Origin of the sequence: Lentzea jiangxiensis (assembly GCF_900104175.1) — a bacterium.
In the GTDB taxonomy this organism is placed as follows: Bacteria; Actinomycetota; Actinomycetes; order Mycobacteriales; family Pseudonocardiaceae; genus Lentzea; species Lentzea jiangxiensis.
Genome location: NZ_FNIX01000001.1, coordinates 323,318 through 336,597 on the forward strand (window position 1 = coordinate 323,318; position 13,280 = coordinate 336,597).

Below are 13,280 nucleotides of genomic sequence, written 5' to 3' on the forward strand. Positions count from 1 at the left end.
AACCCGAGTTCGTTATGTCCCCCCAATGGGCGGCAAGCAGCAAGTTTCAACTGTCAACTGTGACGGTCGGTCTTGGCGGGAGCGCGAAACGCCTCACCGCCAGCGGCGATGGGGTGAGGTGACAAGTCATCCGATTGGGTGATCGCCGTCACAACTACGTGAAGAGTCCTCGTGTCAACCGGCAAAGAAAGGTGACCTGAATCACGTATCTGGTGCTCCTCGACGATCAACGAGGAGTGCTCCAGGCGGGCGTTGCGCTGAGGCACGATGATCTGATCCATCTCGGACCAGACGACGACGAACCGCGTACGGCACGGCCGGCACGGCTCGGCGAGTTCCGTCAGCAGTTCCGAACCCGGCCGGAGCTGCCGGGTCAGCGGAGTCGGCACCAGATAGGCGGAGAGGGTGCCGTTGTGCGGCGTTCCCAGTGTTACGAGTGTGCGAACGCGTGAGTCGCCATGCAGCCGTTGCACGTAATACCTGGCGATGAGCCCGCCGAGTGAATGGCCGACGACGTGGACCTGGTCGGAACCGGTTTGTTCGCAGATCCGCTCGATCTGCTCGCCGAGCAGGGCGGCCGAACGGCGGACGTCACCGGTCAACGCCGTCAGCACGCTGTAGTTGACAGCGTGCACCACCCCGAAGCCCCGCCTTCGCAGCGCCCCCGACAGCACCGCGAAGGCGGAGCGGTTGTCCCCGATGCCGTGCACCAGCACGATCGGGGTGCCCGCCGCGTCCATCGCCGAAACCACCAGCCCGCGCTGGCGGGGCGGCAGGCCGTCGGTGCGGTAGTGCCGGTACGGGCCGTCCGGGCGCAGCTGTTCGGCGACGGCACCCCACGGGTAGAGCACCGCGCGGGCCGTCAACCAGGCCGCTTCCATCGCGACCCCGCGCACGCCTCCGGGCGAGGCCATCGCCCGGAGGGCGACCTTCACCTCTTCGGCGACGTCCCGCGCGGTGTCGACGCCCCAGCCGGCCCGGTCGAGGGCAGCGTCAGCCAGACGTGTGATCCACGACCGGCCGGTGTCGCCCATGTGAGCGACGGTAGGTGATGAAGTCACGACCGAGGGGTACCCGGCACGTCTTTTCCACATGCGAACGAAATTCATCTCAGTGGGACCGCACGGCGACGGAGACCCCACTCCTCCTGTTGCTAGGTTCGCCCGCGATGACTCGCACCGAGCTCGAGAACCAGACCCCGGCGGCCGGCAGGCTGCGCACCTCGTGGGCCCTCGCCGCGGCAGGCTCCCTGCTGCTGGCCCTCGGCCCGCTGCTCGGCGTGGTCGACGGCGCGGAACCCGCCTTCACGTCGTGGCCGCTGCTCGCCCTGCTGGCGCTGTCGCCCCCGGTCGTCGCGGGGGTGCTGCTGATGCGCGGCCGCCCGTTCGTGGCGGCGGGGCTGATCGCCGCGGCCGGCGTGTTCGCGGTCGGCCGGCTGCTCAGCGACCTGCTGATCGCCTTCGAGCCGATGGACGTGGCGCGCCCCGAGCTCTTCCGGCCGACGACGCTGCTCGCGGTCACGCCCGCCGCCGGCGTCTGGGTGCTGGTGGCCGGGCACGTGCTGGTGATCGCCGGTGGAGCGCTCGCGGCCGGGCGCGCCGGTCTGCCCGCGGACGAGACGGAGCCCCCGACCCTGGTGGGCCTGCCGGTGCTGATCGCCTCGGTGGCCGCCATCGGGCTGCTGGGCAAGCCCTTCACCTCGACCGACGCCTTCCAGCTCGACCGCGGCCCGTGGGAGCTGCCCGTCCTGGGACTGGTCGGCGGCCTGCTGGTCGCGATCGCCGTCCCGCTGGCCACCGCTCTCTCGGCCACCTCGCCCGACCCGGACGCCCGCCAGGGCGGCTGCATCGGCGTGACGCTGGCCGTGCTCGCCGTCGTGGTGCCGGGACTCGTGGCCGGCACGCTGGCTCCGGGGCTCGGCGTCAGCCCGGGACCGGTGACCGCGCTGGTCGCCGCGGTCGTCCTGCTCGGCGCCCCTCTGCACGTCCGCGCCCTGCGGCTGGCCCGCGGCGAGCGCGACGAGGTGCGCGACCCCGCCCTGCCGTCCCTGCGGCGCATGCACGTCATCGCGGGGGCCTTCGCCGTCGCCGCCGCGGTGGCGGTGCTGGCGGGCGCCCTCCTCCCGCAGCTCACGCTCACCACGGGCGGCCCGGCACCCGGCCTGGCGGCCGCGAACCTGCTGTGGGTGGCCGGCCTGGCCCTCGGCGTGGTCGGTCTCCTCCTGTTCGTGCCCTCCGCCGCTCCTGCGGTGCGTCCGGCGCTCGTCGGTGTGTTCTTCGCCGTGCAGCTCGCGGCGGCGGGCAGCACGGAGTCCGTGCTGGCGGCGAGTCAGGCGGGCGTCGCGCAGCCCGGCGCGGGCTTCTGGCTGATGGTCGTCGAACTGCCGCTCGGCCTGCTGGCCCTGGTCTGCACGGGGATCGCGGCCGCGATCGAGCGGGAGAACACCGGGGAGACCGGGCGGGAGCAGATGCCGGTGGCCGAGCTGGGCGCCGTGCTGCTCGCCGGGCTGTTCGCGGTGGGCGCCTTCGCGCTGCCGACCACGCGCGGCGACGGGTTCGAGTCGCCGGGCCTGCTGCCCGGCACCGACCCCGCGGTCTCCTGGACGCTGCTGATCTCCCTCACCGCACTGATCATCAACCTCGTGCTGGTGAACAGGTCGAGGCCCGCTCGCGGTGCCGCGGTCCTCGCGGGGTTCGCGGTCCTGGCCGGCGTGCGGGCGCTCGAACACCCGCTGACGGGGGACAGGGTCGAGAACGCCGTCGCGGCGCCCGGGACGTGGCTCGCGCTGGCTTCGGTCGCGGCTCTGGTGCTCGCGGCGGGCTTGATGGGCGCTCGCGGGAGCCGCTGAAAACGGCCGCCAGACGTGAGCCGCCTTCTGACGCGCGCACGCGTGATCGACCTCACCGCCGTTGAGACCGACCTCACCGGTGGTGGCGTGCGGGCGGTACCTGCAGCTCGATAGTGTCTGGCCCCAGCCGCGTCAAGTGGGTTCGCACGGCCCCTTGAGGACCACCCAGGCGCGGTGTTCCGACACCGACGTCGCAGGAGACCCGAGTGGACCTGTACGAGTACCAGGCGAAGGATCTCTTCGCCGCCCACGGCGTCCCGGTACTGCCGGGCGATGTGGCTACCAACCCCGCCGACGCCAAGGCCATCGCCGCGAAGTTCGGCCAAGCCGTCGTCGTCAAGGCCCAGGTGAAGACCGGTGGCCGCGGCAAGGCCGGTGGTGTGAAGCTCGCTTCCACCGCCGAGGAGACCGAGGAGAAGGCCAAGGCCATCCTCGGCCTCGACATCAAGGGGCACATCGTTCACCGCGTGCTGGTGACGCCCGCCTCCGACATCGCGGAGGAGTACTACTTCTCCTTCCTCCTCGACCGCGCCAACCGCACCTTCCTCGCGATGGCGAGCGTCGAGGGCGGCATGGACATCGAGGAGGTCGCGGCCACCAAGCCCGAGGCCCTCGCGAAGATCCACATCGACGCCATCAAGGGTGTCGACCAGGCCAAGGCCACCGAGATCGCCGACGCGGCGAACTTCCCGGCCGAGGTCAAGGACCAGGTCGTCGACGTCATCGTCAAGCTGTGGGAGACCTTCGTCGCGGAGGACGCCACGCTCGTCGAGGTCAACCCGCTGGTCCGCGACCCCGAGGGCAAGGTCGTCGCCCTCGACGGCAAGGTCACGCTGGACGAGAACGCCGACTTCCGCCACCCGGCCCACGCCGAGCTGGTCGACAAGCAGGCTGAGAACCCCCTCGAGGCGAAGGCCAAGGAGAAGGGCCTCAACTACGTCAAGCTCGACGGCGAGGTGGGCATCATCGGCAACGGTGCCGGTCTCGTGATGTCCACTCTGGACGTCGTGGCGTACGCCGGTGAGCAGTACGGCGTGAAGCCCGCGAACTTCCTCGACATCGGTGGCGGCGCGTCGGCCGAGGTCATGGCCAACGGCCTGGACGTCATCCTCGGTGACGAGGCCGTCCGCTCGGTCTTCGTCAACGTCTTCGGCGGCATCACCGCGTGCGACGCCGTGGCCAACGGCATCGTGAAGGCGCTGGAGATCCTCGGCGACTCGGCCACCAAGCCGCTCGTCGTCCGCCTCGACGGCAACAACGTGGAGGAGGGCCGCGCGATCCTCGCCGAGGCCAACCACCCGCTGGTGACCGTTGTCGACACGATGGACAACGCGGCCGCCAAGGCCGCCGAGCTCGCGGCTGCGGGGGTCTGAGAACGATGGCTATCTTCCTCAACGAGAACAGCAAGGTCATCGTCCAGGGCATGACCGGTGCCGAGGGCACCAAGCACACCAAGCGCATGCTCGCGTCCGGCACGAACATCGTCGGTGGCGTGAACCCGCGCAAGGCGGGCGAGAAGGTCGACTTCGACGGCACCGTCCTCCCGGTCTTCGGCACCGTCAAGGAGGCCATGGAGGCCACCGGCGCGAACGTGACCGTGATCTTCGTCCCGCCGGCCTTCTCCAAGGCCGCCGTGGTCGAGGCCATCGACGCCGAGATCGAGCTGGCCGTCGTCATCACCGAGGGCATCCCGGTGCACGACACCGCCTACTTCTGGGCGCACGCCGTCGCGACGGGCAACAAGACCCGCATCATCGGCCCGAACTGCCCCGGCATCATCAGCCCCGGCAAGTCGAACGCCGGCATCATCCCCGCGAACATCGCGGGCTCCGGCAAGATCGGTCTGGTGTCGAAGTCCGGCACGCTGACCTACCAGATGATGCACGAGCTGCGGGACTTCGGCTTCTCCACCGCGATCGGCATCGGTGGCGACCCGATCATCGGCACCACGCACATCGACGCCCTGGAGGCCTTCGAGGCCGACGAGGACACCGTCGCGATCGTGATGATCGGTGAGATCGGTGGCGACGCCGAGGAGCGCGCGGCCGCGTACATCAAGGAGAACGTGACCAAGCCGGTCGTCGGCTACGTCGCGGGCTTCACCGCCCCCGAGGGCAAGACCATGGGCCACGCCGGTGCCATCGTCTCCGGCTCGGCGGGCACCGCGCAGGCGAAGAAGGAGGCCCTCGAGGCCGCCGGCGTCAAGGTCGGCAAGACGCCGTCCGAGACCGCCGCTCTGATGCGCGAGATCATGAACGCTCTCTGATCCGCACAGTTCGGGCACCCCGGGGCCGGATTCCGAGTACTTTCGGAGTCCGGCCCTCGCTCATGTGGCGGAACCGAGCCGATCGGTCCACCGTCTGAGCAGCTGGCACGAATCCGCAACCGCCTCCGCAGGAGCGGCGACGATCACTGCTAGCGTCTTGAGAATCACTCGGTTGGAGGAGGAGACCTCGACATGTCCGTGCCTTACGGCGCACCCCAGCAGCAGCCGCCGGGTCCGGCACAGCACCAGGCACCTCATCAGGCCCCTGGCGTCCCCGGCGCCAACAACATCAACCTGGGTCTGATCCTCCCGCTGGTCGCGGCCGGCCTCGGCCTGGTCGCGTACCTCGTCGCGTTCGCGGATGACGTCAGCGGCAACGTGACGTACCTGATCGCCGCCGGTCTGCTCGCGGGGCTCTCGGTCCTGCCGAACGTCCCGAAGGGCTTCATCCCGGTCGCCGCGGTCCTCGCGGCCGTCCAGACGATGCTGCAGTTGCAGGGCATCATCAAGTCGCCGTCCGTGCAGGGCCTCGACATCGTGCTGCTCATCGTGGCGTTGCTGGAGACGGCGGCCATCGTGCTCGCCTTCCTGCTCGCCGAGGGCATCGTGAAGTTCGAGCCGAAGCCCGCGAACCCGTACGCCGGTCACCCGCAGCAGCCGCAGGGCCAGCCCGGTGGCTGGAACCCGCAGTCCGGCGCGTTCCCGCAGCAGCACCAGCAGCAGCAGCAGCAGCACGCCGCGCCCCAGCAGGCGCCGCAGCAGTTCGGCCAGCAGCAGTTCGGTCAGCAGCCGCAGCAGCCCGCGCAGCAGCCGGGCCAGCCGCCGCAGCAGACCAGCTTCATGCCGCAGCCGGGCCAGTTCGGTTCGCCGGGCACGCCGCCCGGTGGCTTCGGCGGACCGCAGCAGTAAGGGTCCGCACACCGTTCGTCCGCTGTAGTGATCTCCTTCAGGGGTGGTGCCGGATCTCCGGTGCCACCCCTGTCGCATACCCCGGCGTGCCTGCCCCGAACGGCTCAGCCCGCCTGACACAGTGGGGAAATGCCCGTGCTGCAACGCGACGTGACCCGCGAGGTCAACACCGTGCGCCCACCGGAGTTCTCGCGGTCCGAACGCGTGCGCGTGCTCGTCGCCGCCGCGGTCGGGTCGGTGGTCGTCGGGTACGCCGCGGTGGCCGCGGTCCTCGCGCTGGTCTCCGCGACGGCCGCGTACGCCGAGTTCTCGACCTCCGGCGTGCTCAGCGCCGCCGCTCCCGCGTGGCTGGCGGCGCACCACGTGCCGCTGCGCTTCGACTCGGGCCAGTTCGGAGTCCTGCCGCTGCTGCCCACCGCGCTGCTGATGCTGCTGGTCGGCCGCACCGCCGCGGGCACCGCCGACCGCCTCGGGCTCTACGAGCCGCTGCAGGCGCGCGCTGTCGTGCTCAGCATCGCCGGCTCGCACGCCGTGGTGGGCGGCGCGATCGCGCTGGTCATGGGTGACGGCGTCGTGCGCGCCACCCCGGCCGTCGCGTTCTTCGGCTGCGCCGCCGTCTCGGGTCTCGCCGCCACGATCGGCGTGGCCCGCCGCTGCGGCCTGGTCGAGATGGTGTTCGACAAGCTCGACCCGGTGGCGCTGCACGGCTTGCGCGCCGGGTTCATGGCGTTGTTCGCACTGGTCGGCGTCGGGTCGCTGGCGGTGGCGGCCGGGCTCGCCGTCTCCTGGCCGACGACCAGCGGGCTCTTCGCCGAGGCCGGTCAGTCGGTCGGCGTCGGTCTCGGCGTGTGGCTGCTGTGCCTCGGCTACCTGCCGAACGCGATCATCGCCGGGTTCTCCTACGTCGCGGGTGCCGGGTTCTCGCTGGGCGGGGTCGAGGTGTCGCCGACGCGGTTCGTCGGCGGCCCGGTCCCGCCGGTGCCGCTGCTGGCGGCGATGCCGGAGAACGCGCACGTGTGGACTCCCGTCGTGCTCCTGGGCGCCGCCGTGATCGGCGTGCTCGTCGGCTGGACCTGCCGCAAGGTGTCCGACCGGCCGGCCTCGCGGTTGCGCGCGGTGCTGGTCGCCGCGGTCACGGCCGGAGTCGGCAGCCTCGTGCTCGCCGCCACGGCCGGCGGACGGCTCGCGGGTGGCGCGTTCGACCCCGTGACGGTGCCGGCCGGTCTGCTCGGACTGCTGGTGGCGCTGTGGGTGCTCGTGCCGGGCGCGCTGGTCGCGTGGCTCGCCGGCACCCGCGCGAAGGCCGCGGTGGCGGTGAGCGGCGCCGAGTTCGTCGAGCCGGACCACGACGAGGACGCCGAAGCCGCCGACCAGGACGTCGTGTTCGAGGACGACGAGCTCACCGACCAGTTCGAGCAGCTCGAGGTCGTGGACGCCGACGAGTTCGAGGTCGAGGAGGACCTCGACGCCGACGACTACTACGACGAGGACGAGTACGACGACTACGACGGCGAAGTGGACGCGGCCGGGGACTTCACCGACGAGGAGCTCGAAAACGGTGCCGGCGAAGAGGAAGAGCCCCTCGACGACGAGGCCGGACAAGACGACGGGGAACCCGCGGGTGACGAGGAGGACCTCGACGCGGAGTTCGACGAGGTGCTGGGCATGGAGCCGGAGGAGGACCTGGACGGCAAGGCCGGACGGTGACGTCCTAGGCTGCTCCTGAGCTGCTGCAACGACCAGGAGTAGACGCTGAGCACCGAACTTCGGCTTCCCACACCGGCGCGCGTCGTCGTACTCGTCTCCGGTTCCGGAACCCTCATGCAGGCCCTGCTGGACGCCGACCTCCCGATCGAGGTGGTGGCCGTCGGCGCCGACCGCGAGAACATCGAGGGCCTCGAGCGCGCCGAACGCGCCGGGGTGCCGCACTTCGTCGTGAAGCTGCGCGACCACGCCGACCGCACGGCCTGGGACGCCGCCCTCACCGAGGCCGTCGCGTCGCACGAGCCCGACCTGGTCGTGTCCGCCGGCTTCATGAAGATCATCGGCGAGCAGTTCCTCGCCCGCTTCGGCGGCCGGATGATCAACACCCACCCCGCGCTGCTGCCGGCCTTCCCCGGCGCGCACGGCGTGCGGGACGCCCTGGCCTACGGCGTGCACGTCACCGGCTCGACGGTGCACCTGGTCGACGCGGGCGTCGACACCGGGCCGATCCTCGCGCAGGAGGCAGTCGCCGTCGAACCCGGCGACACCGAGGAGACCCTGCACGAACGCATCAAGGTCGTCGAACGCCGGCTGCTCGTCGAGACAGTCGGCCGACTCGCCCGCGAGGGCTGCACCGTGAACGGACGAAAGGTGAGCATTCCGTGAGCACTCCTGCCGAGAGGCGACCGGTCCGCCGGGCCCTGATCGGGGTCTCCGACAAGGCCGGCCTGCTGGAACTGGCCACCGGCCTGCACGCGGCCGGAGTCGAGGTCGTCTCCACCGGCGGCACCGCGAAGGTGCTGGCCGACGCGGGCGTCCCCGTGACGCCGGTCGAGCAGGTCACCGGGTTCCCCGAGTGCCTCGACGGCCGCGTCAAGACGCTGCACCCGCGCGTGCACGCCGGTCTGCTCGCGGACCTGCGCAAGGACTCGCACGTCGAGCAGTTGCGTGAGATGGACATCGCGCCGTTCGACCTGCTGGTCGTGAACCTGTACCCGTTCACGCAGACCGTCGCGTCCGGCGCGAGCCCCGACGAGTGCGTCGAGCAGATCGACATCGGCGGCCCCGCGATGGTCCGCGCCTCGGCGAAGAACCACGCCAACGTCGCCGTCGTCGTCGACCCCTCCCGCTACGGGTGGGTGCTGGAGAACGTCCGCGAGGGTGGCTTCACCCTGGCCGACCGGCAGAAGCTGGCCGCGGACGCGTTCCGGCACACCGCGACCTACGACGTGGCCGTGGCGTCCTGGATCGGCACCGAGCTGGCGCCGGACGACGAGGGCAGCGGCTTCCCCGGCTGGGTCGGCGCGACCTGGAACCGCTCGAACGTGCTGCGCTACGGCGAGAACCCGCACCAGAGCGCCGCGATCTACACGCAGGGCGACGGCCGCGTGGGCCTGGCGTCGGCGAAGCAGTTGCACGGCAAGGAGATGTCGTACAACAACTACCTCGACGGCGACGCCGCGTGGCGTGCCGCGTGGGACCACGAGCTGCCGTGCGTCGCGATCATCAAGCACGCCAACCCGTGCGGCATCGCGGTGTCCGAGCTGAGCATCGCGGACGCGCACCGCAAGGCGCACGAGTGCGACCCGCTCAGCGCGTTCGGCGGCGTCATCGCGGCGAACCGCGAGGTCACCGTCGAGATGGCCGAGTTCGTCTCGGAGATCTTCACCGAGGTCGTCATCGCTCCGTCCTACGAGGACGGTGCGGTCGAGGTGTTGCAGCGCAAGAAGAACGTGCGCCTCCTCGTGGCCGAGCCCCCGGCGCGCGGTGGCGCCGAGATGCGCCCGGTGTCCGGCGGCCTGCTGCTGCAGCAGCGCGACGCCGTCGACGCCTCCGGTGACTCGCCGGAGAACTGGACGCTGGCGGCCGGCAAGCCCGCGGACGAGAAGACGCTGGCGGACCTCGAGTTCGCCTGGCGCGCCATCCGCGCGGTGAAGTCGAACGCGATCCTGCTGGCGAACGACGGTGCCACCGTCGGCGTCGGCATGGGCCAGGTCAACCGGGTCGACTCGTCGCACCTCGCGGTGAAGCGCGCCGGTAAGCGGGCCGAGGGCGCGGTCGGCGCGTCCGACGCGTTCTTCCCGTTCCCGGACGGCCTCGAAGTGCTGCTGGAGGCCGGCGTGCGCGCGGTCGTGCAGCCCGGTGGTTCGGTGCGCGACCCCGAGGTGATCGCGAAGGCCGAGGAGGCGGGCGTCACGCTGTACCTGACGGGTACGCGGCACTTCGCCCACTGATCTTCTCGACGCGAAGGGGCCGCCTCCTGGTGGAGGCGGCCCCTTCGCGTCGCTACAGCTTCGCGACCAGCTCTTCGGCGATGCCCTTCGCGGCAGCCTCGAGCTCCGCCGGGTCGGGTTTGCTGTTGGTGAACAGACCCGCGTCCCAGCCGGAGATGTCGACCTCCGCGACGGTGTCGCCCTTGCGCACGACGACCGAGAGCTCGGTGAACGCCGAGTTCGTCTCCGCCAGCACCGCCGCGGCCTCGTCCCCGAGTCCTTCCAGCGGCTTCTGCCGCGGGCTGCTCTGGGTGTTGGCCATGTTCTGCCCGACGATCCGGTCGAACTCGCTCTCCGCGTCCTCCTGCCCCCGGGAGACGAAGACCGTGGTGCTGCGCTGGCCCGAGCCGTCGACGCCCTTGGTCTGGTTCCACCCGCAGGTCGTGTGCGTGCCCCTCGCCAGCTTCGACTCGCGCGAGGCGAGGCCGTTCGGGTTCGTCGTGCGCGCCTTGGCCAGCGCGGCCTCGGAGACGGTGCCGCACGCCGCAGGCAGCTTGTCTGCGCGTTTGGGGCTGCCGCTGCTCCCGTTGACGTTGAGGTGGACCACCAGCGCGGTGACGGCGCCGCCGAGCACCAGCACGCCGAAGAGAATTCCGACGACCAGCGGTGCTTTGCTCTTCACGGGTGGTCGCGGTGGACCCCAGCCGGGCTGGTGCGGGTGGCCCGGCTGCGGCTGCCAGCCCTGCTGCTGCTGTGGCTGCCAGCCCTGCGCTGGAGGCGGCGGTGGCTGCCGGTGCCAGCCGTGCGGAGGTGGTTGGTTCACGGTTTCCCCAGTTCCAGGTCCTGTTCGGGCCACGGTAGAGGACAGCCCGGACGTGTGTGGCCGTGTCCACCAAAAGGGTGAGGCTCCGGCATTGACACCAGGGTGCGTCCACGCGCTACGATCATGGCATCGTTCGAACAAGAGTTCGAATAAGCAAGTCGCCGAACTTCCCGCGGCGGCCGTGCACAGGGGTGCGCACGGCCGGAGACGGGAGGTGGGTGGAAGTGTCCAGGTCGGCAACGGCGTCGTTGGCCGCGCTCGGGGTGAACCCGGCCAGCGAGCTGACCAGCACCACCACCGACCAAGCCACGGGGCGGGTGCTGCCGGTTCGCGGGGAACTGGCGGGCCTGCTGCCGTGGGGCGGCTTGCGGCGGGGCAGCACGGTGTCGGTGGGCGGATCGACATCGTTGCTGCTCGCCCTGCTCGCGGACGCGACCGCGGACGGCCGCTGGGCCGCCGTGGTCGGTCTGCCCGGGGTGGGGGTGCTGGCCGCGGCCGAACTGGGTGTCTCGGTGCAACGGCTGGCACTGGTCCCGCAGCCCGGCTCCGACCCCGGTCCGGTGATCGCGGCCCTGCTGGACGGCATCGACCTGGTGGCCGTCGCCTGCCCACTGCCTCCCTCCCTCGCCCGGCGCCTCACGGCCCGCGCGAGACAACGCCGGGCCGTGCTCATCGCCTTCGGGCCCTGGCCCTCGGCGGACGTGGAGCTGACAGCGGAGTCCGTGCGCTGGAACTCTCTCGACGACGGCGCGGAGACGTTGCGGCGTCAGGAGATCAGCGTGCGCAGCGGTGGCCGCGGCTCGGCGGGCGAGCCACGGCGCGTACTGCTGTCCTTCGGTGCGGAGGAAATCGAGCTCCCGCTGGTGGCCGGTGGACCGGCCGGATCCGACGAGCCGGCTGATGCCGGTCCGGACCGGGCCGACGAACTGGCCACCAGGCGGGCTACAACCTGGGGCCGTCCCGCGTGAAGGACACCCGTCTGATCGCGGTCTGGAGTCCCGACTGGCCCGTCGTCGCCGCCTGCACCGCCACCGGCACCGCTGCGCACGTGCCGGTGGCGGTCGTCGACGGCAACGAGGTCGTGTCCGCCTCGGCCGTGGCGCGCAGGGAGGGCATCCGCCGGGCCATGCGCAAACGCGCGGCCCAGGCGGTGTGCCCGGAGCTCGTCACGTTCGAGCACGACCCGCAGCGCGACGCGCGGTACTTCGAGCCGGTCGCGGAGGCCGTCGAGGAGCTCGCCCCCGGCGTCGAGGTGGTGCAGCCGGGGCTGGTCGCGGTGCCGGCGCAGGGCCCGGTCACCTACTTCGGGTCCGCGGAGCAGGTGGCCGAATGCATCGTCGACCACGTCGCGGCGCGGACCGGCACCGAGGTCCAGGTGGGGCTGGCCGACAGCCTGTTCGCGGCGACGAAAGCCGCGCACCGCGGCGTGGTCGTGCCGCAGGGCCGGACCGCGGAGTTCCTGGGACCGCTCGGTGTGCACGAGCTCGACGCGCCCGAACTGGTCGACCTGCTCAGGAGGCTCGGCCTGAAGACGCTCGGCGCGTTCGCCGAGATCCCGGAGAAGTCCGTGACGACGCGGTTCGGCGGTCCGGCGACGAGACAGCACCGCCTCGCCAGGGGACTGCCGGAACGGCCGCTCGACAAGCGCAGGCCCGCGCCCGAGCTCGCCGTCGCGGAAACCTTCGACGAGCCGGTCGGGCGCATCGACTCGGCCGCGTTCGCCGCGAAGGTGCTGTCGGAACGGCTGCACGAGAACCTCTCCGCCCGCGGTCTCGCCTGCACGCGGCTCGGCATCCACGCCCGCACCGAGAACGGCGAGGAGCTGCACCGGGTGTGGCGGGCCGCGGAACCGTTGACGCCCAGGGGGATCGCGGACCGGGTGCGCTGGCAGCTCGACGGCTGGCTGACCCGCGAACGCCTCACGTCGGGCATCAGGACGCTCACCCTCGAACCGGCCGAGGTCGTCGACGGCACCGCGTTGCAGCTCGGGTTGTGGGGCCACGACGACGAACGCGCGGTGCGGGCGTTGCTGCACGTCCAGGGCCTGCTCGGACCGGACGGCGTGCTCACCCCGGTGCTCGACGGCGGCCGCGGGCCGAAGGAGCGGGTGAGGCTCGTGCCGTGGGGCGACGAACGCACCCCGGTCAGGAACCCGGACCACCCGTGGCCAGGCCGGCTCACCAGGTCGCCCGCGACGCTCGCCGACGACCCGGCCGAGCTGGAGGACGAGAACGGCGTCGACGTCGGTGTGACCGGCCGGCTCGAGCTCACCGCGCGGCCGAAGAAGCTGGTCGTCAGGGGCCGGGCGCGGGAGATCACGGCGTGGGCGGGGCCGTGGCCGGTCGACGAGCGGTGGTGGGCGCCGGACCCGCACCGGGCCGCGCGCGTGCAGGTGCAGACGAACGAGCAGGCGTTCCTGCTGGTCCGCAGGGACCAGAGGTGGTTCCTGGAAGGGGTGTACGACTGATGCAGGACGAGTACTGGGACCTGGTGGAGAGCCTGGTCCCGTTGCCGCGC

11 protein-coding genes are annotated in these 13,280 nt (G+C 71.6%); 9 read left to right on the forward strand and 2 right to left on the reverse strand.

Features of this window, described 5'->3' with window-relative positions:
* Nucleotides 1-53: 53 nt before the first annotated feature.
* Nucleotides 54-1,034, reverse strand: coding sequence for an esterase/lipase family protein (locus BLQ91_RS01735; protein ID WP_245732970.1), 981 nt, complete (start codon nt 1,032-1,034; stop codon nt 54-56).
* Between the two features lie 134 nt (nt 1,035-1,168).
* Here BLQ91_RS01735 and BLQ91_RS40975 point away from each other — a divergent pair, with 134 nt between their 5' ends.
* The 7 genes from BLQ91_RS40975 (at nt 1,169) to purH (ending at nt 9,961) form a co-directional block, all read left to right on the forward strand.
* On the forward strand, nt 1,169-2,848 hold the full coding sequence (locus BLQ91_RS40975; RefSeq protein WP_090094782.1) for a hypothetical protein: 1,680 nt from the start codon (nt 1,169-1,171) through the stop codon (nt 2,846-2,848).
* Between the two features lie 206 nt (nt 2,849-3,054).
* On the forward strand, nt 3,055-4,221 hold the full coding sequence (sucC, locus tag BLQ91_RS01745; RefSeq protein WP_090094783.1) for an ADP-forming succinate--CoA ligase subunit beta: 1,167 nt from the start codon (nt 3,055-3,057) through the stop codon (nt 4,219-4,221).
* A gap of 5 nt (nt 4,222-4,226) precedes the next feature.
* Entirely contained in the window at nt 4,227-5,114 is an 888-nt protein-coding gene (sucD, locus tag BLQ91_RS01750) for a succinate--CoA ligase subunit alpha (RefSeq protein WP_090094784.1), read from the forward strand.
* A 192-nt stretch (nt 5,115-5,306) separates the two neighbouring features.
* Nucleotides 5,307-6,023: a DUF5336 domain-containing protein gene (locus tag BLQ91_RS01755; protein WP_090094785.1), complete on the forward strand. Its 717-nt coding sequence runs from the start codon at nt 5,307-5,309 to the stop codon at nt 6,021-6,023.
* A 129-nt stretch (nt 6,024-6,152) separates the two neighbouring features.
* Nucleotides 6,153-7,730, forward strand: a complete 1,578-nt coding sequence (locus BLQ91_RS01760) for a cell division protein PerM (RefSeq protein ID WP_090094786.1) — start codon at nt 6,153-6,155, stop codon at nt 7,728-7,730.
* A 45-nt stretch (nt 7,731-7,775) separates the two neighbouring features.
* Complete coding sequence (gene purN / locus BLQ91_RS01765) at nt 7,776-8,393, forward strand: phosphoribosylglycinamide formyltransferase (RefSeq protein ID WP_090094787.1); 618 nt, start codon at nt 7,776-7,778, stop codon at nt 8,391-8,393.
* A complete protein-coding gene (gene purH, locus BLQ91_RS01770) occupies nt 8,390-9,961 on the forward strand; it encodes a bifunctional phosphoribosylaminoimidazolecarboxamide formyltransferase/IMP cyclohydrolase (protein ID WP_090094788.1) in 1,572 nt (523 codons plus the stop codon). The genes purN and purH overlap by 4 nt, the downstream gene beginning before the upstream one ends.
* Before the next feature lie 52 nt (nt 9,962-10,013).
* Here the strand turns inward: purH and BLQ91_RS01775 are convergent, their stop codons facing one another.
* On the reverse strand, nt 10,014-10,622 hold the full coding sequence (locus BLQ91_RS01775; RefSeq protein WP_090094789.1) for a hypothetical protein: 609 nt from the start codon (nt 10,620-10,622) through the stop codon (nt 10,014-10,016).
* A 365-nt stretch (nt 10,623-10,987) separates the two neighbouring features.
* Here BLQ91_RS01775 and BLQ91_RS01780 point away from each other — a divergent pair, with 365 nt between their 5' ends.
* Entirely contained in the window at nt 10,988-11,731 is a 744-nt protein-coding gene (locus BLQ91_RS01780; RefSeq protein ID WP_176959525.1) for a hypothetical protein, read from the forward strand.
* The gene (locus tag BLQ91_RS01785; protein ID WP_245732972.1) at nt 11,728-13,230 is read left to right on the forward strand and encodes a DNA polymerase Y family protein; all 1,503 of its coding nucleotides are present in this window, start codon (nt 11,728-11,730) and stop codon (nt 13,228-13,230) included. The genes BLQ91_RS01780 and BLQ91_RS01785 overlap by 4 nt, the downstream gene beginning before the upstream one ends.
* Nucleotides 13,231-13,280: the final 50 nt, after the last annotated feature.